We start from the raw sequence: 20553 nt of genomic DNA, 5'->3' as shown, positions 1-20553 counted from the left end.
TTCTTCGAACTAACGCTTCTTGGGCACGGTCAGTCGGCCCTCGTTGATGTCGACCTGATTTCCGACCAGCGAAATCGACGCTCCCTGGCCGTTGTTGATGTGCACCCCGCTCGCGTCGATCTTCACGTAGGCCCCGCCGGGCGCCTGGAGCAGAATTCCGTCGGCCGGGACGTCGGACATCACGATCTTGTGCTTGCCCGGCGTCTGGATCACGACGGGATGCGCCGTCGCCGGATCGCTCCGCGCGTCCTCCGGCAGCTGGTCGTTCGCCCCGAACCAGCACCCCGTCCAGATCGGGAAGCTCGGATCCCCCTGCTCGAACTCCACCCACACCCCCGCCCCGACGGACGGCACGACGTACTGCCCGGCGGGCCGCTGCTGATCCCCCGTGAAGGGAAAGCAGGGCATGGCCCAGGTCGACACCTCACCACCGAGCACATCGGGCACCTCGACGGTGATCCGGCCTATTCCGAGCGGGTCCTGGTTGTCCCGCACCCGGCCCCGGAACTTGCCGAGGAATCGGTTGTTGGGGGTTGCCGCCATGGGCGCTCCTGATCCTTTACGGACGAACGGTGCCGCTCCGGGCGATCAGCCCTTCGCGCGAGATGGTGAAGTTCTGCTGGAACGAGCCGGGCCGGATGTTGTGGGTGACCGATTTGACGTAGTAGTCGCCGTCGTAGGTGACCCCCGCGCCCCGGACCCCCACCAACTCGCGCGGCTGGAGGACATACCCGTGCCGATTGACGTCGAGCGAACCGGAACCGGAAATCGCGTCGGCGGAGGTGGCCGCCCTTGCCAGGGCTTCGGCCTCGGCCTGTGGCCGGTCCTTCTTGGCGGTGCCGGAGAGCGTCTTGCGCTTGAGGGCGGGGGTGGCCCGTTTGCCGAGGGGCGGGCGGAGGGGGCTGATATCGGGCTGCGCGAGGAGCGTGGACGTACGGGTCCGTGGATCCTGCACCCGGGCCTGGGGTTCCTCGCGGGCGGTGCCGTCGTAGGCGAAAGTCAGCTGATCGACGGTCGAGTTGACGTCCATATTGACGTTGAGGGCGTGCTGCCGCTCACCGAGCCTTTTCTCCGGGCCCCAATAGGCGGTGGAGTGGCCGGCCGTGGGCCCGGGGACGAGATAGAAGGTGTAACCGTTGGCCCGGGCCAGGTCGTTGACGTACTGGAGGTCGGTGCCGGTCTGGTAGTCGACGCGGTATCGCTCATTAGGCGGCTGGAGGATCTGCTCCTTGACGACGTGGGCGTCGATTCCGTAGTCCGTGTACTTGGCGAGAATGCGGGTGACGCGCTGGTAGGGGGCGAGGTTGGGGTAGCGGTCGGTCCGCTCCTCGAGGTCCATGAGGAGGGTCAGGTCCTCGCCGGTGACGGTGAGGGTCGTCTGGCCCGGCTGATTGCTGGCACCCACCTCGTGGCGCACGATCAGCCCATCGAGGAGAACGACGGGCGTTCCCTTGATGAACGCCGTGACGACCACCCTCGTGCGCGGGTCGAAGAACCCCTCGGGCAGCAACCGCTCGATGATCGCGCCCTTTTTGGTCAGATCGAACGCCATCTGAAAGCCGCTGCGCTCGCCCGCGGTCATGGTGATCTGCGCGGACAGCAGCGCCTCGGTGACCTCGGGCGGCACGGGGCGGGTGAGCTTGGGCCCCATGCGCATCTCGAGGTGGATCGGCCCCTGCCCGACGGGCTCATCGGCCATGACCACCTCCTGGGAACCCGCCCGGGATGTCGATCTCCTCACCGGGCTCGGCGGTCAGCTCCCGGGGGTCGAGCACCGGGTTGGCGTCCGCGATCCGCCACCACTGGGCGGGGTCGCCGAAGTAGCGCCGGCCCAGATGGTCGGGGCGTTCGCCGCTGCTGACGGTGTGGGGAGCGGTGTCCTCGTGAGTGGTGTCCTCGCCGGGGTCCGGGAGTGGGGGGAGAAGCCTGCGCTTGGCGTAGCGGACGGGGGTGCCGTCCGGTTGCATGTGCACGCCGATCTCGGCGTCGTGGTAGCGGCTGGACCGGGGATAGGGGTGCGATCCCGGAATCTCGTCCAGCGCGCTCTCGTAAGGCTCAATGCCGGCCATGTCTGCTGTGCCCTCCCCGATCAGATGTCACCGCTGTTGAGCCCCAGTGAGCTGAGACTTCCGCTGCGCGCGGCCTTGGCCAGGCGCTCCTTCTGCGCGAGATGCGCGAGGTAGAGCTCGGCGCCTCGGTGGCCGGCGGGGAGGTCGCTGACGGTCAGCACCTTCATCCCGATGCTGAGGGATGCGCGGATGGGGTTGAGGTTCACGTCGAACGCCGATTCGTTGATCGAGAGCTCGGTGATGCGGACGGGCATGACGCGTTTGCTGCCCCAGGTGAAGAGGGTCAGCGGCATTTCGATGGGGCTGATCTCGATGGTGCCCTTCTTGGAGAGGTTGGAGGCGGCGCGGAGTTGGGCGGTGGTCGGCTGCACGAGCATCTCGAGGACGGCGAGTTGGGGATGGATGCCGTCGGGGGCCGCGACGTCGAACTGATCGGTCGCGTCGATTTCGGCCGTGAACTTCCATGTCTCCTGGGCGGGGCCCTTGAGCCGCAGGGCCTCGTTCCTGTCCCCGCCTCCGCTACCGCCTCCGCCGCCGTCTGCCTGGTCTCCGGCGGATTGGGGGGAGAGTGAGCGTTCCAGGGTGTCGGGGTTGAACTGAAGCACGATGATGCGCTGGGGCGTGCCGCGCTCGGGGTCGACGATGACGATGCCGGATCGGATGGGCTTGGGTATGTCTGCGTAGCGGGTCACAGGCGGGCCTCGAGACGGGTGCGAAGGGAAGAGTAGTCGCGGTCCGGAAAGAGTTCTGGAAATATCAAGAGCATGTTCTTGAGGTTGTTTGCGTTCTCCGAGAAATCTTGCCTGCTCAGCGAGATGTCTGCGAATAGATACTGCCAGCCGTACGCCCCCTTGGTAAGGAGCAGCGTTTCGAGATATTCGCAGTAGCCGATTTCAAGCTTAATGAACCCTGGTGGATGGGGCGGCTGCTCGATGTCTGCGATGTCGCTGTACCAGAGTTCAAGTTCCTCCACGTTCGCCTGCATGCGAATGTAGGTCTGAATTCCTGCACCCGATTTGGGTGTTCGATCGATTGGGCATAGCTGCGACAAGAATTCACGATGAAAGTCTGTTTTCCCTCTCCCTGTCCCGGGGTCGCTGACCTGGAGGGCGTCGTGAAAATTGATGAGGTTGAACTCGCCCCTGACATCCGGTAGATCCTTGACGGTTCTCCATGCGGTGCCGAGCTCATAGAACCGAAGATAACAGTCGAGCATGTTCTCGCTGAAACGCACCCCCTCCCATGATTCATCGTATTCTTCCGGAAAGATGCTGGAGAGTGGCCTTTCCAGATCTGTGCCGCTGCACTGATATTCCAAAAGATGGCACATTTCGATCTCTTTGATGGAGTCCAGATGTAGCTGCTCGTTCCGTGTAAGCGACGACATTGATTTCCTCCGCGCCTTGCCGTTCTAAGAGAATGTAAAGTGCCCTGCCCTGTGGCGCTCTTCGACCCGTTTCATCGCCTCGTCGAGCGTGTATAGGGGCATGCCCTTGGATGATTTCCATGTATCTAGTTTATTGCGCATATCTGCAATGTCGATAAAGGGTTGCGAGCGGTTCGGGAGTCCCTTGGCGTATTCCGCGTCCCTCACTTCCTGGACGGCTGTAATGAAGTTGGGTGTCTCCCGCAGGGCAGCATTGAGTTCATTCTTGCTCGCGGTGTTTATGTTGACTGGAGCCGGCCTGCTGCCGGGTATGGGTGGTGCGGGAATGGGTAGAGTGGCGCTGGTGATCGGGTCGAACTTATCCCAGTCCAAACGGCTTCTTCCATTTGCTTCCGGCTTCCTGCCGTAGAGTCCCCATGATGCCGTGAATGTCTTGGGGAACCCGGGTGGATAGTCTCCCGCAGCGTATTTTTCCGGGTCGATCATCCGCCCCGGATATTTGTACGGGGAACCTCCTTCCCAGCGCGTCAATTCGACCTTATACCAGCCCACATTCTCCGGGTTTTTATTTATTGACCCGAATGTCATGGCTGCAAACTTCTCGAAGCTATCGTAGAAGGGGCCATTGATCGAGTTGAGTGCTGGCACAAAGTTCGATGTCTTGGCGGGCCCGCCAAGCTGCCTGGGGATGAGGTGCATTCGGTCCCACTGAGGCTTTCCAGGGCTGTTGAGGCCATGGTCGTCCACGTATGTCCAGCCCTCGGTGTACTGCCCGCTGGGTGCCTGTCCGTTCCTGCCGGCCCATTTTGCGTTCACAAATGTTGCCTCGGTTTCCTGACCAGGGCGTCGGCCCATCCGCGGCTGAGGAATGATTTCAGGGTCCGGCAGGCTGTGTTGGTTCAGGTAATCATTCATTTCCTCCGAGAACCCGTTGAGTACGTCCTCTTCGGGGTTAAGGGTCGCCCTGATGTTGAACTTGGGACTTCCTTCCTTGAACAGGCTCGTGAGTCGGTAGTACTGGCGAAGGGCGCCGAGTAGTTGCAGATGAGCCGTCTGCGGTATTCCGGGCTTAAGGCGCTTCCTCAGGATGCGGCGGATGCGCTTGACAGCGTCGCCCAGCCGCTCGTCCTTGGACTGCTCCTCTTCCTTCTTCCGCCCATCCTTTTCTGGTTTGGACTTGGGCCTTCCCGGGCCACTCTTTTCGGGACGGGGCTTGGGCTTGTGCGGGCTCTTCTTATTCGGCCTGGACTTGGTCCGGTCCGGTCCGTCCTTGTCGGGGCGGGGCTTGGATTTGTCTGGTGTGTCCTTGTCTGGCTTCGGCTTCTTGTCGTCCGGCTCCTTGTTCGGCTTCGGCTTATCCGGCGTGTCCTTTCCGTCTGTCTTGGGCTTGTTCGGGTCTTTGCCGTCTTCCTGCGGCTTGCCCCGGGTATCGCCCCGGTCGTCCTTGGGCTTGTTGCCCGGGGTGGTGTCCTCCTTCGGCTTGGGCTTCGGCTCCGGTTCGGACTTGGGTCTCGCGGGAGGCTCCGGATTTGGCTTGGGTTTGGCGGCCGGGGTTGGGCGGGTGTCTGGGCGGTCGTCGGCGGGCTTGGGCTTGCCGTTCTTGTCCTTGGTCGTGGGGGCTGGGGTCTTGGCGTCGGCCTTCGTCGGCTTGCCTGATGGCTGCGTCGCGGGCTTCGCGGGGTCCGGTTTTGTGGCGGGCCTTGGTTTGGTCGTGGTGGTGGTCGTCGGGTGGGCGGGCGCGGGGGCGTTCCGTGCGTTCGGGTCCGGCTGCTGCGTCTTCTGGTTCCCGGGCTTGCCGCCCCGCTGGTCCGAGCCCTCCGCGCCCGCTCCCTTCCCGCCGCCGGCCCCGCCCTTGTCGCCCTTGCCCTTGCCGAGCCTCGCCGCGACTCCCTTGAGCCGCTTGCCCACCTTCGAGACGTACTTGCCGATGCCGCTCAGCAGCCACTGGTACAAGGTCTCCAGCAGCGCGACCACACCCGCCGCGACCGCCTTCGCGAAGAGCACCCCCGCCCCGCCCATGCGGACGGCCTTCAGCCAGTCCAGAACCATCCCCAGCGCCCGCAGGATCGCGCTCAGCGCACCCCAGGCCGTGCGGATGGCGTCGATGACCGCCATCGCCCACCCCGCACCCGGAATCAGTTTGGCGACGACCTTTGTGATGACGAGTTCACCGATGATCAGGGGAAGCTGGGGAACGACCGCGTCCCACGCCTCCTTGACGATCTGGTCGAGGCTGTAGCCGCCGTTGATCAGCTTGTCCAGGATCGCCTTGGGGACGCCGATGATCTCCTGGATCTTCTCCTGGAACCACTGCTTGACGGCCGACGAGACCTCGCGGAAGAGGTGGTTCTTCGCGCCGTCCACCGCCGAGTTCTTCGCTCCGCTCAGCCAGCCGCCCGGGTCCATGAGGAAGTCGACGGCGATGAGCATCCACGCGCCGAGCGCGTTCAGCAGCTGGGAGGCGAAGTCGAGGACCGCCTTGACCGCGCTGACGACCGCGTCGACCGCGGCCTGAAGGGCCTTCTTGAGGATGTCGAGGATGCTGCTCAGCAGCTTGCCGAGGGCGTTCAGCAGATCGGTGATGACCTGCTTGAGCATGTTGGCGAGCTTGTTGACGAGGGCGATCGCGGCGTTGATCAGCCCCGTGATGAAGTTCCGGATGCGCTTGGCGAGATCGACGATGGCCCGCACCATCGCCTTGGCGAACTCGATCAGGTCGTCGATGAAGCTCTTGATCGCGTCGACGATGGCCTTGCGGGCATCGTTGATCCAGCGCTCGACCGTCTCCTTGAAGTTCTTGATGAAGTTGACGACCGCGTCGCGCGCCTCCCTGATAACGCGGACGATCGCGTTCTTGATCTCGATGACCTTGTCTTTGATCCAGTTGAAGGCCTTGCTGACCCAGTTGCCCGAGTCGTTGACGCTGGCGTCGCGCTTCTTCTCGGCATCCCGTTCGGCCTGGTCGCTCTTGTCCTGGATCTTTTTGTCGCTGTCGTCCTTCTCCTTACCGACGTCCTTGTCGGTCTGCTCTTCCTTGTCCTTGACGTCCTTGCGGATCTTCTCGTGCCGGTCGGTCTTCTTGTCGCCGAGGGACTGGAGCTCCTTGTCCTGCTCCGAGCGCCAGTCCTCACGCTTGGCGGTGACCTCCGTCATCGCCTTCTCGCGCTCGCTCGCCTGGCTCTTCGTGTTGGTGTCGATCTCGGCGTCGACCTGTTGCCTGTGCTTCTGCTGACCGTTCCGGAAGTCGCGGTCCTTGGTCTGCCGCCCCTCGGACATGCTCTTCCGGCCGTCGGAGAACGCGGCCTGGAACTGCGGCCCGCGCTCGTGCTCCGCCACCTCCGAGGCGGCCTCGGGCGGTACGGCTCCCGTCGACGCGCCACCCCCGGGCCCGCCGCCCCCGCCGCCCTGCCGGCCGGGGACCTTGGCCGCCATCTCCTCCTTGGGAGCGTCGGGGTAGACCTGGTCCTCGCCCATGGGGCGGGCGGCGTCGTCGCGGCCCGTGTTGACGGTCTCCTGGCCCTTGGTGTCGACGGCGGAGCCCTGCTCGCCGGCCGTCTGGTCGGCGGCGCCCTGCATCTGCACGCCCGGCGCGTTGCCCGCCTGGGCCTGCTTGAGCGCCTCGTCCTTGGTCGGCAACCCGGCGAACTTGGCGGCCAGTTCCTGCGGGTCCACGCTGTCGACGCCGAACGCGTTGAGAAGTTTGCCGACACCGAAGCCCAGGGCCATCTTGAAGGTGTCCCAGCCGCCCGGCTCCTCGGCCTTCTCCGCCTCGATCTGGCCCTCGGGCTCCTTGGCGCCCGTGACCTCGGCCTCTTCCTGCTCGGGTGCTTCGGACTTCTGGGCCGGATCCTGCGAGTACTGGGCCGGCGCGTCGGCCTTGGGCTTGCCCTGGAGGGTCTGCGGAGCGCCCGCCGGGCGCTGCATCGACGGCGGCGCGGCGGCGAGCGCCTTGTGTTCATCGCCTACGGTTCGGTCCACCGAGCCGCCCACGCCGGTCATGGCCTCGAGCGCCACGTGGGGCTTGAGCTTCGAGGCGGTGGACAGACCCGCTTCCGGGGACACCTGGGAGAGGTTCGGGGCCGGGCCTGCGCTCTTCTTCTTGCCCTTCGCCGGGGCGGAGGCCTTGCCACCGCCGCCCCCACCTCCTCCACCCCCTCCGCCTCCGCCGCCACCGCCCGGTGCCTTGGCGGCGGGAGCCGACTTGGGCTTCGCGCCCTTCGTGGCCGACGCCGAGGCAGGGGTTTCGGGCTCGGCGGCCTTCTTGGGTTCCGCGGCGGAGGGTGCCGACTTCGCCGCCGGAGCCGCTGCCGGGGCCTCGGCCGGGGCTTCCGTACGCTCCGCAGGGGGACTCTGCTCGCTCTGTGCCCCGCTGCTCGCCCCACCTGGCGTATCCGCGTTGGACCCGCCGGAGACCTGGGTGTCCCGTGCGGGTGAAGGGGATTGCGCGTCGGCCGTCGGCTCGCTCTTGCCCGCCGGGGCCGCATCCGTCTTCTTCTGTTCCTCCTTGGCCGCGGGCTCCTGGGCCGCCGCCTGACCGCCCGCCGCCTGCTGGGACGCCTTCTCCGGCGCACCGCCGGACTTGTCGCCCGCCGCGGGGGTGCCCTTCTCCTCCTTCGCGGCCTGTTCCTTGGCCTCGCCGCCCCCCTCGGACTTGCCCGCCGCCTGCTGCACCGTCACCTGGGCGTCGACGGGCCCGGCCTTCGGATCGGCGCCGCTCTTCGGATCCCGCGATGCCGCGCCCGCTCCCGGCCGTGTTTCGGCAGCCTGCTCCAAGGCGAGGACGCCGAGCGTCCCGCCCCCAGGACCGCCCTCGTCCTCCTTGGCCGACGGCTCCGTATCGGCAACGGCTTCGGCGCCGTCCTCCTCGGGCTCGGCCTCCGCCGCCTCGTCCTCGACGTCCTCCGCGTCCCGCTCGGCCTGCACCTTGTCGGCCTTGGTGACCGGGGGAGCGGGGAAGGACGGGACCGGCGGGGTGGCGGACGAGGACGGGTCCAGCCCGTCCGCGGTCGGTACGCCGGACACATCGAGGTCCTGGGCCGGCAGGAAGTCCTCCGGCTGGAGCTTGACGTCCCAGGCGCTCTGCTCCCCGCCCCCGACATCCACCTCCGACTCGCTGGCCGAGCCGAACGGGTCCTCGTCGGCCTTCTCCTCCGGGCCATCGATGTCCTGATTGCGCATGCCGTCGAGCGTGGAGAACGCGCCGGGCTGCTGGGTGTCCTTGCCGGACGTCGTCGGCGAACCCGTAGGCCTTTCGGCCCCGCGCTTGTCCTCCTGCTTCAGCTGCTGACCCGCCACGAGCGAATCGACCGCGCCCGGGCGGTTCTTGGCCGCCGACTCCTCCTTGCTCGGGGTCGGTACGCCCTGCTGATCCTGTTGTTCCTGCTGCTTCTGTTCTTCCTTGCCCTTCTCGCCGCCGCCCTGTTGCCCGCCCCCGGACTTCCCGCCGGAGGACGAGGACGAGGCCGACTGCTGCTGGGACTGGGGTGCCGCGGCCGGTGCGGCTGGGGCCTGGCCGCCGGATTGTCCGCCGGACGCGGAGCCTCCGCCCTCTCGCCCCGCACCCGCGCCCGACTTCTGCTCCTGGCCCCCGCCGCGGCCCTCCTTCTCCGCGGCACCGCCGTTCTGCGGCGTACTGCCGGGGGCGCCCTCCTCGGCGGGCTGGTCCGTCTCCGGGCCCGGTGCCGGTGCGGGCCGCCGCTCCTCCGCGCGTTCCTCCTCCGCCGTCCGCCGCTCCGCATCGCGCTCGAACAGCAGCTCCTCGACCGGATCCGGTTCGACGACCGGGGCGTCCAGCGACTCCCGCTCCGGATCCCCATCGGCCTCGATCTCGTCCACCAGGTCGAGCACCCGCTGCTGCTCGGAGCTGAGCAGCCTGGTCTCCAGGCGGTCGAGGACGGCGTCCTGCAACTCGTCCGACAGCCGGGCCAGTTGCATACGGGTGCGCTTCGAGCGGTCCTCCGGGTCGCCGCGCAGCGAGCGCACGACCGAGTTGGCCAGCCGGTCCACGAGGGTCGCCGGGTCGATCTGCTCCATCCGGTGCCGGTCGGCGTCCACGGTGGTGTACCGCAGCCAGCCCGGCGTGGCCCGGCCCTCCTCGACCTCGGCGGCCCGGTCCGGGGCGGCCGCGTTCCCCTCCGCCTCGCGCTCGATCGCGTCCTGCCGCACGGACACCGCGCCCACGTCGCGGCCCGCGCGCAGCGCGCCGAGGCCGTGGGGGTTCTGGACGGTGTGCAGGAGCTCGTGGGCGAGGAGGCGCTGCCCCTCCGCCGTACCGGGCCGGAAGGTGTTCTCGCGGAAGAAGATGTCCTGGCCGACCGCCACCGCGTCGGCGCCCAGCAGCTCCGTCAGCTGCCCCGCGTCGCGGTCGGTGTGCAGGCGGACGCGGCTGAAGTCGTGGCCGAGCTGTTCCTCCAGCTCCCGCCGGACGCTCGGGTCCAGTGGCTGTCCGGCGCCGCTGACGATGTCCTTGGGCTCGGGCGTACGGGAGTTGGCCGTGCGCTCCTTGCGCTTGCGGCGCTTCGCGGACTGGGCCGAGCGGTCGTCCTGGGTCGAGGCATGGGAGGTGCTCATGGCCGCTCTCGCCCCCTTCCGGACAGGCCCGCGTGCACGGCGCGGGCCAGCGCCTCGCCCAGGCGGGTGGGGGAGGTGGTGGCGGGCAGCGCGGGCAGGTCCGACAGGACGTCCAGAGCGCGGTGTTCGCCGTCCGCCGCGAGCGGCACGCCGCGCTCCCGTACGAGCCGGGACAGCTCGGCCTGGAACGCCGCGGAGACCCGGTCCGGGTCGACCCGCGCGTCGAAGCCGGACAGCGCCAGCTCGCCGATCTCCACGCGCACGGTCTGCGGCTGCTGCCCGTACCCCTCGTTCAGACCCATCCGTGGACCTCCGAGGGCGTGAGCGAGCGTTCCAGCTTCAGGTATTCGGTGCGCGCCGCCGCCAGCATGTGGCGCATCTGGAGCCGGTCGCCCTCCTCGGCCGCGAGGAAGGCGCCGGACAGGGCGATGTTGCGGATCGAGCCGCCCGACACGGTCAGCTGGGCCAGCCGCTCGGCGTCTATGTCCTTCATCGGGGCCCGGGCCGGGAGCACCTTGCGCCAGATCTCGGCGCGTTCGCTCTCGCCGGGGAAGGGGAAGTCGACGACGAAGCGGATGCGGCGCATGAAGGCCGGGTCGAGGGCCTTCTTCATGTTGGTGGTGAGGACGGCCAGGCCCCGGTAGGCCTCCATCCGCATCAGCAGATAGCTGACCTCCAGGTTGGCGTACCGGTCATGGCTGTCCTTCACCTCGCTGCGCTTGCCGAACAACGCGTCCGCCTCGTCGAAGAGCAGCAGCGCGCCGCCGCGTTCCGCGGCGTCGAAGACCTTGCGCAGGTTCTTCTCGGTCTCTCCGATGTATTTGCTGACCACCTGCGAGAGATCGATGATGAAGAGATCGAGGGCCAGTTCCTTGGCCATCACCTCGGCGGCCAGCGTCTTGCCCGTGCCGGAGCCGCCCGCGAAGAGGGCGGTGACGCCCAGACCCCGGCGCAGCGTCTCGGCGAAGCCCCACTCCTGGTAGACGGTGCCTCGCTGGCGTACGTGCGCGACGATCTCGCGCAGGATGCGGCGCTGCCGCTCGGCCAGCACCAGGTCGTCCCAGCCCGCCTCCGGCTCGATGCGGCGCCCCAGCTCGTCGAGGCCGATCCGCGCCTCGGTGAGCCCGGCCCGCCAGGCCAGCTCGGTGGCGTCCAACTCGTCCTCGTCGGGGAAGTCGCGGCGTACGGTGGCGGCGGCGGAGCGTATGACGTGCGGCGGCAGCTGGAACTGCGCCACCAGGGAGCGGAGGTGGGCCTCCTCGACCTCGGGGACGTCGGCGAAGGCGTCGGACCACAGGCCGAGCTGCTCCTCGTCGTCGAGCCGGGGCACGGTGACCCGCTCGCCGCGCGGCCGGTCGGTGTGGCGCGGGTCCGGGCTGGAGACCACGAGGGGTACGGCGGCGCCCGCGATGAACGCGTCGGCGGCCGCCGCCTGTTCGCGGTCCAGCTCGCCGACCTCGAGGAGCAGGGCCGCCGGCAGCAGGATCGCCTCGCGCTGCCACAGGCGGGCGAGGCGGTCGCGCTCGGCCGGGTCGGTGGGCAGGTCCTCCGCGGCCATGGCGTACAGGCCGAGCCCGGAGCGGCGGGCGGCGGCGGCCGCGATGTCCGTACGGGACGGCACGTCGCCGCCGACGAGCTCGACCCGCAGCGGGGCCTCCGGACGGGACTCGGTCCAGCCCGCCGCCACCCGGCCCGCCGCCAGGTCGTACGAGGCGGGGAGGGCCTGCGGGACGGGGGCGCGGCGCAGCAGGCCGTGCAGGCGGGCGTCCAGGTACGGCGAGCCGGCCAGGAAGTGCAGGATCCGCTCGTCGAGGCGCAGCCGGGTGGTGGTCAGCAGGGTCTCGTCCGCCAGCTCGACGAGCCGCCAGCGGCGCAGCGGAGCCACGGGGGTGAGGGCGCTCCAGTGCGGGTCGGCGAGCGCGGCGAGCGCGAGCGAGAAGGTGGGGTACGTACGGGCCGGGTCGCCGCTGGCGGCCGCGCAGCGGGCTGCGGTGGTCGGGTCCAGCTCGGCGGCGGCGGTCAGCAGGACGATCTCGCGCTCGAAGTCGCTGAGCCCGAAGCAGGTGACGAGGGCGTCGAGGGTGGCGGGGGTGGCGGGGGTGCGGGTGGGGGTGGGGGCTGCGGTGGGCAGCTCTCCATGAGGCGCGGGGGCCGGTGTGGTGTCCCCGGCCTGTGCGCCGTCCTCGGCCGGTTCTGCGTTTGTCGCGGCCTTCGCGCGGGCGCGGCGGGCGTGGGCGTCCACGCGGGCCAGGACTGCCTGGATGGCGGCGGCCAGCGCGGGGCCGTCCGCCGTGTCCGCCGCCGTGGCGGTGGCCGGTCCGGTTCCGTTGTCGGTGCTCATGCGTTCACCCGCCCCCGTCTTCCGCACCGCGCCTCAGCTCTCCTGGCCCTCGGACGTACGGCCCTTGGTGCCCGGTGCCTTGCGGGTGCGGGTGCGGGTGGGGGAGGCCGTGGGGCTGGCGGGTATGGCCTTCTCGGCGGTCTTTTCGGCCGCTTTCGCCGCCGTCTGCGCGGGCTTCCTCGCCGCCGACTTGGACGCGGCGCGCTTCCTCGCGGGCCTCGGAGCGTCCTGGGCAGGCTCGACAGGCGGCTCCGACGGCGTCGCCTCCGTGGCTTCCGCGGTTCCGTCAGAGCCCGGCAGCCGCGGCGGCTCCGGCGCGCCCGGGGCGCCGAAGGGTGCTGCCCGCACCGTGTACCGCTCCACCGGCTTGGCCGGGACCGGGCGTTCCACGCCCTCCACCAGGACCAGCGACCCCTGGTAGCAGACCGAGAGGGTGTACGGCGTCTGGTAGAGCATGCCCCAGAGCTTCGAGGTCTCGTCGACGTCCATCTGGATGGGCGTGAACCGCACCTTCTGTAGTGACTCGGCGAGGTCGCTGCCCGCCAGATACGGCCGCTCGGCGGCCTCCTCGATCACGTCCTTCGGCAGGACGGGGATCTCGTGCAGTGTGCGCACCACGCACCCGATCAGGCGCTGCCCGACCAGCTCCGTCTCCTCCCCGTACGCGCTGATCAGGAAGTTGAGGTCGAGCGCCGCGGCCGGGCGCTTGAGGAGCGTGCCGTCCGAGGCGCGCGTGGGCAGGTCGTTGTGGCGCATGGACGCGTTCGGGGTGACCTGATACAGGAACACGTTGATGGTCGGCTCGGTTGGCGGCTCGGCCGGGGGCTTGCGGGTCTCGACCGAGACCGCCATGTCGATCTCGGGCCGCAGGTTGTTCGCGATGAGGATGGCCAGGGCCTGGGTGACCGTGGCGAAGGCGAGTGCGTTGCTCATGGCCTCAGCTCCTCGTCTCGCCGCGCGTCAGGTAGTCCTGGAGGCTCAGCGCGGGGGCGCGCCGTCCCGCGTGCTCGGGGCGGGCGCCGGGCGGTCGGCCGCCGCCGGAGGCCGCCGTTCCGGCCGCGCTCACCTCGAGCCGCCCGATCTGTACGTGTACGACGCGCTCGGCGGGCCTGGACCGGCGCCGGGTCACCGGGGCGCGGGCCGCCTCACGGCCGAGCGCGCCGTCGCCGGCCCGGAGGCTCGGCGGCGCGGTGGCGGCCGCCGGAGCGAGGATCGCCTCCGGCGACGCGGGCGCGGGCGCCGTGGTCCGCCGCGCCGGGCCGGGCTCGGTCGGCGTCGCGTCCCGCCGCCCGGGGCGCGGGGCGTCGAGGGCGTCCGGCCGGGGCCCGGGGGTGACCTGGGCGGCAGGGCGCAGCAGCGGCGCCGCTGGTCGGACGGCGGTGGCCGGGGCCGGCTCGGTGCGGGGCGCGGCCTCGGCGCGCACGACGGTGTCCCGTACGGTCTCCACCTCGCGCTCGCGCTCGTACCGCACCGACTCGCCGTGCCACGCCGCCGGTTGGGTCGGGGCGGCGAACAGCGGCGCGGGCTCGTCGAGGGCCGGTGGCTCGGCCCGCAGGCTCTCGATCCGCTCGTACGGGCCGGGCAGCCGCGGCCGTACGAGCGCCGTGCGGCCGTCGGCACCACCGGCACCCGTCCGCGGCGTGGGGGAGTGCCGCGCGAGCAGCCGGTCGAAGTAGTCAGACATCTGCGCACAGCTCCAGGTAGTAACGGCGCCGCAGCGGGCTGAGCGCCAGGATCTCCGGCTCGCTCCAGCCGTAGGCGGTGGCGAGCAGATGGACGTCGAGCAGCAGGTCCCGCGCCCAGGAGTCCAGTTCGGTCCACAGGTAGGAGGCGATGTCCAGTTCGGCCGAGGTGGCCTCGCCGCACTCCGGACAGGCGATCTTCAAGGTCACCTCGGCGGCGGGGTCGGCCTGCTCGGCGGCCTCCGCGAGCCGCCGCTGTACGGCCTCGGGGAGCCGCAGGCCGCGCAGTTGGCCGGCGGGGACGGGGCGGCCCGCGCGGGTGGCCGAGACGGTGCAGCGGGCGAGGAGCAGCCGGCGGGCGAGCGCGGCGGGCGAGTCGTCCCCCGCGTTCCCCGCGTCGCCCGCCGCCGCGCTGGAGGCCGCTGCGTCGAATCCCGCTGCGCTGGAGGCCGCCGTGTCGAATCCCGCCGGACCCGAGCCCGCCGTGACCGCCTCGACGTCGGCGACGGTGGGCAGCCGGAACTCGACCGTCCACTCGCCCTCCTCGACCCGCAGCGGGCCGTCGCCCCGCCGTGGCCGCGCCCCCAAGTTGCCTGCGTCCAGCTCGAACTCCATGTCCTCGCCGCACGCGCCGCACTCGACCCGCACCTGCATCCGCGCGCCGAAGAGCGCGCGGCGCAGGGCGTACAGGTCCGCCTCCCGCTCGCCGACCGGCATCGACAGCAGCTCGTCGGTGCCGGCCTCCGGACGGGCCGCCCGGTGCAGCAGCAGGCCGCGGCCGGGGCCTTGGTGCGCCAGCCCCGCCTCCCAGGTGGCCAGCAGCTCCGCGGGCCCCGTGTTCGCCATCCGTCAGGCCGTCCTGTTCCGTTACGCGCCTCCGTCGCCTACGCAGGATGGGTGAACGAGGGCTCTTGCGGCTCCGGCACCTCGTAGTCCCGCTCCCAGCCCTCGCACTCCAGCTTGAGGCTCTGGATCGCGACCGCGTTGGCGTTGGCGTCCATCTCGCCCAGCACCTGGTACTCGCTCGGCCAGGTCCGGTAGAGCTTGTGCGAGACGGCGACCTGGCCCGCCTCGTTGAGGACCTGTATGACGATGTCCTTGCGGAAGTCGGCCAGCGAGACCTCCGAGCCGAGCCCCGCGCCGATCTGCCAGACCTTGTTGGCCCAGCGGTCGAACTCGGGGTCGTGGGTGACGCCGCGCTCCAGGGTGATGCCCTCGAACTCGGAGCGGCCCGGGGATTTCCGGGGCGAACTCGGATCGCCGCCGTGGCGGTGCTTCACGACTTCGGTGGTGCGCTTGAGCGGACTGATCTTGCTGATGCCCGCGACCGTACGACCGTCCCACAGGACCAGGAACTTGAAGTTCTTGTACGGGTCGAAGCGATGGGCGTTGACCTGAAACTCAGCCATCACATTCCTAAATCTCGAACTGTCCGGCCATCTGCTGGATCTTGACGATCACGAACTCCGCTGGCTTGACCGGAGCTATACCGACCACGACATTGACGATGCCGTTCGCGATGTCGTCCTCGGTCGTCGTGTCCTTGTCGCACTTGACGAAGTACGCCTGGCGCGGCGTGCCGCCCTTGAACGCGCCCTTCTCGAAGAGCGTGTGCAGGTAAGCGGACGCGTTCAGCCGGATCTGCTGCCACAGCTGCTCGGTGTTGGGTTCGAACACCACCCACTGCAACCCGCGGCGCAGACTTTCCTCGACATACAGCGCCAGCCGCCGCACCGGCACGTATTTCCACTCGCTGTCGAGCGCGTCCGCGCCCTCCAGAGTGCGCGCGCCCCACACCACCGGGCCCACCACGGGGAAGGTGCGCAGGCAGTTGATGCCCAGCGGGTTGAGCAGTCCGTTCTCGCGGTCGGTCAGCTTGACGGTCAGCGAGTGCACCCCGGCCAGCCGCGCCTCGGTCCCGGCCGGCGCCTTCCACACGCCGCGCTCGCTGTCCGTACGGGCGACGACGCCGGCGAGCGCGCCGGACGGCGGGAAGGAGCGCAGCCGGCCGGTGAGCGGGTCGGTGAGCTGGAGATGCGGGAAGTACAGGCCCGCGTGGTTGCCGCGGACGGCCTCGAAGGCGCCGATCCCGGCGCGCGCGGCGTCCACGCTGCCCCAGGCCGAGGGCGAGTCGACGAGCAGGAAGATCCGCCGCTCCCGGCACAGCCGCTCGGCCGCGGACAGGACGGTGACCATGTCGTCGGTGGACTCGTACGAGGCGAGCTCCGGCAGCGACAGCAGGTTGACGTCGTCCACGTCGCGCAGCGCCTGGAGGCCGGTCTTGCCCGCCTCGCTGCCGATGATGTCCCGGGGGCCGGGCGGGTCGCCGTCCTCGCCGCCGGTCAGCGGGAAGACGGGCGGGTTGACGGAGGCTTCGAGGCCCAGGTCGTTGGCGCACTCGCCGAGGAAGCGCACCACGTCGTCGGGGTCGATGGACCCGGCGACGACCTGGAGGCGGCGGCCGAAGGCGGTGACCTCGGCGCCCGCGAAGGCGTGCTTGCCCGGGGCGTCCGGCAGCGCGCGCAGCTTGCGCTCCAGGAGCAGGGCGAGCTCGGTGACGTTGCACGGCGCCTCGCCGTCGCAGTCCGGGTCGTAGAGCGTGAACTCGCGCTCGACCTCGCCGATCTTCACCGTCAGTTCGACGTTCAGGTCGGGGAGCTCATGGGAGAACGGCTTGGAGACGGTGCCGGAGGGGTCCGGCCGGCCCTCGCCCACGACCTTGACCCGGATCAGCGCGGACGACGAGTTGATCGCGGTCTCGGCGTAGCGGCCGTGGCCGGGGTCCATGGACAGCCCGGTGAAGGACTCGCGGGCGGTGCCGCGCGCGTCGAGAACCTGGAGGTTGAAGGTCTCGTCCGGGCAGGGGGTGTCGTGGTCGACGGCCAGCCGCAGGCCCGAGCCCCACAGGCCGGGCTCCTTGGCGTGCACCTCGAGCACCGGGCACTCGCTGTGCCCCTCGGTGGACTCGAGCGTGACGCAGGCGGCCTTGCCGGTGCCGGCCTTGGCCACGCGCACGATGACCGCGACCGTGCCGCCGTTGCCGAAGAACTGGTGCACGGCGTAGCCGACCGCGCTCTGCGAGGTGAGCCCGCCGAAGCGGCGCTCGAAGTCGGCGAAGCTGGTGATCCGCACCGGCGCGTTCAACGGACCCCGGCGGGTGTGGCCCACGAACGCGGTCACCGAGGTGGTGACCGAGGCGATGGTGCGGACGCTGCTGGCAAGCTCTTCGATGTATACGCCGGGATAGCCCGCGTGCGTCGGCATTCCCCCTCCATTCTCTGAGTGCATCAAGAGATGAGGAGAGGAAGTGAAGAGCGCGCGCGGATATGTGGCTGCTATGCGCACACTTTCTCCAACACTTCCCCCGTCGCACACCCGCGAAATCTGTATCGCAGGGCCCAGTACGTCGCTTGCGGCTCCTGATGCATGAGTGCTTCTTGAGTTTCTTTCCCAGCTTCGGGGCAGGTCAAGGAGGCGTTCCGGTCAACTCGACGATGGCCGGAATTCTAGATCATTTTCCCTTGATCGCTTCTTGGACAAGCTATTACCCTGCGGAAATGCGGTGCCAATTCGCGACGGCGGACCCCCGCGGGCCCGGGCCACTGCGGCGGGAACGAGCCGAATAGGTGAAGGTCTCGGCGCGCCGAATTGCCGTCCGGCGGGCCCGGGGATATATCGCGCACGAGGGCCCTCGGCCGGACGGCCGGGGGCCCTCGACGGGTGCGGTGCGGCGTGGTGCGGTGTGCGCCGCGCTAGCCGAGCTTGGCGGAGATGATCGGCGCCAGGCGGTCGGTGATGGTGCGGTGGCCCTTGTCGTTGGGGTGGACGGAGTCGGAGAGCTCGTCAGCGGCGAGCCAGCCGGTGGTGTCCACGAAGGAGACCTTGGCGTCGCCGCCGTTCACGGCCGCGGTGACGGCCGCCTGGGTCTCCGGGACGAAGCGGCCGCGGAAGGTCTCCAGGGCGAAGATCCAGGCGTTCGGGTAGGCGGCGCGGACCTTGCGCAGCAGGCTGGAGTACGCCGCCTGGAACTGCGCGGACGTCACCCCGCGGCCCACGTCGTTGGTGCCGAGGTTGATGACCACCGCGTTCGCCTGGTAGCGGGAGAAATCCCAGTCGGGCGTCGCGGCGTTCGGGTTCAACTTGGTGAACTGCTGCTCCAGGCTCATCCGGTCGTCCGCCGTGTCCACCAGGGCGGCGCCGCCCTGGGCGATCTGGGTGTGGTCGGCGCCGAGGCGCTCGCCGATCAGCCAGCCGTACGCGGTACGGGCGTTCAGGGAGGTCGTGGTGCCGACGGTGATCGAGTCGCCGACGAACTCGATCAGTTTCTTCGGGGAGGACGGGGCGAAGGTGGTGGCCCCGCTGTCCAGGGTCAGCCCCTGGAAGACCGCGTCACCGTGGTAGGAGCCCGCGACCACCTGGTAGTTGACCTGAAGGGTGTGGTTTCCGGCGGACAGCGGCGTCGGGGTGAGATTCACCGTCCCCTTGGCCTCGTCGAAGAACGTCGCGGGGCCGCCGTCGATGCTGGCCCACAGGTCGATCGCGTTGCGCTGCTTGAGCTTGACGGTGCGCCCGGTGAAGCCGGTGCGGAAGTACGCGCCCGCCCAGTAGGGGGTGTAGGCGGTGGCGGAGCTCTTGGTGTCCCAGCGGCCGTAGAACTTGATGTTGGGGTCGCCCGGGTCGCCGGGGGCGGCGGCCGCGGCCCTGCCGGCTGCGCCCGCCTTGGTGGCGGCGCCCGGAGTGGCGGCTGCGCCCGGACTGGCGGCTGCGAGCTTCGCGGAGATCACCGGGGCGAGACGGTTCGCGAACTTGGTGTGGCCGGACTCGTTGGGGTGCCCGTTTCCGTCCTCGTAGTCGGTGCCGTCGGTGAGCCAGCCCGTGGTGTCGACGTAGTAGACCCTGGCGTCCCCGGCGCCGGTGCGGGCGCTGACGGCGGCCTTGGTCTCCGTCACATAGCGCTTCTTGAGGGTCTGGAGCGCGAACAGGGCCGCGTTCGGGTACTTGGCGCGGATATCGCGGAGGAGGTTGGTGTACGCGGTCTGGAACTCGGCGCCCGTGACGCCGTGTCCGATGTCATTGGTGCCCAGGTTGATGACGACCGCGCTCGCTTGGTAGCGGGAGAAGTCCCAGTTCTGATCGCCGGTGGAGCCGATCTTGAAGAACTGGGTGGCCAGGCCCGTGCAGCCGTCCTTGCCCACCAGGCAGTAGCCCGAGCGGGCGATCTGGGTGTGCCGCATGCCCAGCTGCTCGCCGGTCTTCCAGCCGTACGAGTCGAGCGCGAGCCGGTCGGTCAGGGCACCGGCGGTGATCGAGTCCCCGACGAACTCGATCAGTTTCGAAGGAACTTGCGGGGTCGTCGTGCCCGCGCCCGAGTCCAGCACGAGGCCCTGGAAGACGGTGTCGCCCGAGCGGTAGGAGATCCGGAGGGTGTGGTTGCCCTGGGGGAGGGGCTGCGGGGTGAGGTTGACGGTGCCCCGGACGCCCGCGTAGAAGACGTCGGCACCGCCGTCGACGCTGGCGTAGAAGTTCACCGCGTCGCGGGCCTTGACCTTCACGGTCGTCCCGGTGAAGGCCGTCTGGAGGTAGCCGCCCGTCCAGTTGGGCACGGCCGCGGTGCCCGAGCTCACGTCCCAGCGGCCGACGTAGGAGATGTTCGAGTCGGTCACCGAGCCGTTGCCCAGGGCGGTGGCGGTGGCGCTGGGGGCCGTGGCGGTGGTGCTGGCGGTGGCGGCGTGCGCGCGGGAGCCGCCCAGGCTCAGCCCCCAGACGAGTAAGGATGTGGTCATGACAAGCAGAAGCATGGCGCGTGCCGTGCGGGCGGCCGCGCGGCCAGGGGCTCTGGTGCTCCTGGTGGGGGGTGCGGTCGGCGACATGGGCCGTCCTCTCTGTGGGCGGGTGCGGGTACCGGCCCGGGAACCTCCTCGGGAGCGCTCCCATCGCGGGCGCGCCCACGATGGAAGCGTTGAATCGGTTCAACGTCAAGAGAGACGGTCAGGTTCGAAAATTCCCATCGAAAGTTCGCGCCGAAAGCCCGTCAATAAGTTTCGTCCGGGCTCCCGATGACATCCCGGACGGTCTCGACGATCTCCGGCACCGCCCCCGCCGGGGCCGGGTCGAGTGCCACCTGGCGTTCGAACTCGGCCAGTGCCTCCCGCATCATGTACGGCTGTTGCACAAAGGCGAGCTGGACGAGCTCGGCCCCGCAGTCCACATAGTCCCGCTCCCCGTTCTCCAGGGCGGTGACCAGGTCCCACATCAGGCCGACCGCCTCGCTCGCGTCCTGCGGTGAGTGCATGAAACATCCTCCGCTGGTCCCGTGACTCGGTACGGTCCCGTTCTTCGAACTGAGAGTGTCCCGCCTCATCACGGTGGGCGCAGCCGTAATGCGATAAGCGACAATCCGCCGTCAGGCTTCGACCGGTTTCGGCGCGCGAGCCGTCCGCCGCCGCCCGTTCCGGGCGCCGCCGCTGACCGGACCCGGGGCGGGCGGCCGCCGCGGTGCGCCGT

General features: G+C 69.6%; 15 protein-coding genes. All 15 read right to left on the bottom strand.

All coding sequences use genetic code 11. The annotated features are described in order from the left end of the window. Positions 1–9: 9 nt before the first annotated feature. Positions 10–543 (bottom strand): phage baseplate assembly protein V, encoded by a 534-nt coding sequence (locus ABTY62_RS12305; protein ID WP_311728434.1) that lies wholly within the window; start codon positions 541–543, stop codon positions 10–12. 16 nt (positions 544–559) lie between these two features. Next, on the bottom strand, positions 560–1699 hold the full coding sequence (locus tag ABTY62_RS12300) for a hypothetical protein (RefSeq protein WP_352129343.1): 1140 nt from the start codon (positions 1697–1699) through the stop codon (positions 560–562). Then, entirely contained in the window at positions 1689–2069 is a 381-nt protein-coding gene (locus ABTY62_RS12295; protein WP_352129342.1) for a LysM peptidoglycan-binding domain-containing protein, read from the bottom strand. The genes ABTY62_RS12300 and ABTY62_RS12295 overlap by 11 nt, the downstream gene beginning before the upstream one ends. Before the next feature lie 20 nt (positions 2070–2089). Continuing rightward, entirely contained in the window at positions 2090–2761 is a 672-nt protein-coding gene (locus ABTY62_RS12290) for a hypothetical protein (protein WP_352129341.1), read from the bottom strand. After that, complete coding sequence (locus ABTY62_RS12285) at positions 2758–3456, bottom strand: hypothetical protein (RefSeq protein ID WP_352129340.1); 699 nt, start codon at positions 3454–3456, stop codon at positions 2758–2760. Before ABTY62_RS12285 ends, ABTY62_RS12290 begins: the two co-directional genes overlap by 4 nt. Before the next feature lie 24 nt (positions 3457–3480). Continuing rightward, positions 3481–10026 carry an eCIS core domain-containing protein gene (locus tag ABTY62_RS12280; protein WP_352129339.1) on the bottom strand — a complete coding sequence of 2182 codons (6546 nt, stop codon included), beginning with the start codon at positions 10024–10026 and terminating at the stop codon, positions 3481–3483. Then, positions 10023–10328: a hypothetical protein gene (locus ABTY62_RS12275; protein ID WP_352129338.1), complete on the bottom strand. Its 306-nt coding sequence runs from the start codon at positions 10326–10328 to the stop codon at positions 10023–10025. The genes ABTY62_RS12280 and ABTY62_RS12275 overlap by 4 nt, the downstream gene beginning before the upstream one ends. Then, on the bottom strand, positions 10319–12367 hold the full coding sequence (locus ABTY62_RS12270) for an ATP-binding protein (RefSeq protein ID WP_352129337.1): 2049 nt from the start codon (positions 12365–12367) through the stop codon (positions 10319–10321). The genes ABTY62_RS12275 and ABTY62_RS12270 overlap by 10 nt, the downstream gene beginning before the upstream one ends. A 33-nt stretch (positions 12368–12400) precedes the next feature. Further along, on the bottom strand, positions 12401–13300 hold the full coding sequence (locus ABTY62_RS12265) for a Pvc16 family protein (protein ID WP_352129336.1): 900 nt from the start codon (positions 13298–13300) through the stop codon (positions 12401–12403). Positions 13301–13304: 4 nt separating this feature from the next. Further along, on the bottom strand, positions 13305–14051 hold the full coding sequence (locus tag ABTY62_RS12260) for a flagellar biosynthesis protein FlhF (RefSeq protein ID WP_352129335.1): 747 nt from the start codon (positions 14049–14051) through the stop codon (positions 13305–13307). Beyond that, positions 14044–14895, bottom strand: a complete 852-nt coding sequence (locus ABTY62_RS12255) for a hypothetical protein (RefSeq protein ID WP_352129334.1) — start codon at positions 14893–14895, stop codon at positions 14044–14046. Before ABTY62_RS12255 ends, ABTY62_RS12260 begins: the two co-directional genes overlap by 8 nt. Before the next feature lie 38 nt (positions 14896–14933). Next, the gene (locus tag ABTY62_RS12250; RefSeq protein WP_352129333.1) at positions 14934–15458 is read right to left on the bottom strand and encodes a phage tail protein; all 525 of its coding nucleotides are present in this window, start codon (positions 15456–15458) and stop codon (positions 14934–14936) included. 7 nt (positions 15459–15465) lie between these two features. Beyond that, the gene (locus tag ABTY62_RS12245; RefSeq protein ID WP_352129332.1) at positions 15466–17313 is read right to left on the bottom strand and encodes a phage tail sheath C-terminal domain-containing protein; all 1848 of its coding nucleotides are present in this window, start codon (positions 17311–17313) and stop codon (positions 15466–15468) included. A 488-nt stretch (positions 17314–17801) separates the two neighbouring features. Then, positions 17802–19919, bottom strand: a complete 2118-nt coding sequence (locus ABTY62_RS12240; RefSeq protein WP_502997445.1) for a GDSL-type esterase/lipase family protein — start codon at positions 19917–19919, stop codon at positions 17802–17804. A gap of 161 nt (positions 19920–20080) precedes the next feature. Then, positions 20081–20341, bottom strand: a complete 261-nt coding sequence (locus ABTY62_RS12235; RefSeq protein ID WP_311728449.1) for a hypothetical protein — start codon at positions 20339–20341, stop codon at positions 20081–20083. Positions 20342–20553: the final 212 nt, after the last annotated feature.

The sequence above is a fragment of the Streptomyces sp. NPDC097640 genome, assembly GCF_040302705.1.
Classification (GTDB): domain Bacteria; phylum Actinomycetota; class Actinomycetes; order Streptomycetales; family Streptomycetaceae; genus Streptomyces.
This window is presented reverse-complemented; position numbering and strand designations above follow the sequence as displayed.

Coding starts and splice junctions, on each gene's coding strand:
- ABTY62_RS12265 (WP_352129336.1), bottom strand. CDS start 13,300: ATGAGCAACGCACTCGCCTTCGCCACGGTCACCCAGGCCCTGGCCATC.
- ABTY62_RS12245 (WP_352129332.1), bottom strand. CDS start 17,313: ATGCCGACGCACGCGGGCTATCCCGGCGTATACATCGAAGAGCTTGCC.
- ABTY62_RS12295 (WP_352129342.1), bottom strand. CDS start 2,069: ATGGCCGGCATTGAGCCTTACGAGAGCGCGCTGGACGAGATTCCGGGA.
- ABTY62_RS12235 (WP_311728449.1), bottom strand. CDS start 20,341: ATGCACTCACCGCAGGACGCGAGCGAGGCGGTCGGCCTGATGTGGGAC.
- ABTY62_RS12275 (WP_352129338.1), bottom strand. CDS start 10,328: ATGGGTCTGAACGAGGGGTACGGGCAGCAGCCGCAGACCGTGCGCGTG.
- ABTY62_RS12270 (WP_352129337.1), bottom strand. CDS start 12,367: ATGAGCACCGACAACGGAACCGGACCGGCCACCGCCACGGCGGCGGAC.
- ABTY62_RS12280 (WP_352129339.1), bottom strand. CDS start 10,026: ATGAGCACCTCCCATGCCTCGACCCAGGACGACCGCTCGGCCCAGTCC.
- ABTY62_RS12300 (WP_352129343.1), bottom strand. CDS start 1,699: ATGGCCGATGAGCCCGTCGGGCAGGGGCCGATCCACCTCGAGATGCGC.
- ABTY62_RS12240 (WP_502997445.1), bottom strand. CDS start 19,919: ATGTCGCCGACCGCACCCCCCACCAGGAGCACCAGAGCCCCTGGCCGC.
- ABTY62_RS12250 (WP_352129333.1), bottom strand. CDS start 15,458: ATGGCTGAGTTTCAGGTCAACGCCCATCGCTTCGACCCGTACAAGAAC.
- ABTY62_RS12255 (WP_352129334.1), bottom strand. CDS start 14,895: ATGGCGAACACGGGGCCCGCGGAGCTGCTGGCCACCTGGGAGGCGGGG.
- ABTY62_RS12305 (WP_311728434.1), bottom strand. CDS start 543: ATGGCGGCAACCCCCAACAACCGATTCCTCGGCAAGTTCCGGGGCCGG.
- ABTY62_RS12260 (WP_352129335.1), bottom strand. CDS start 14,051: ATGTCTGACTACTTCGACCGGCTGCTCGCGCGGCACTCCCCCACGCCG.
- ABTY62_RS12285 (WP_352129340.1), bottom strand. CDS start 3,456: ATGTCGTCGCTTACACGGAACGAGCAGCTACATCTGGACTCCATCAAA.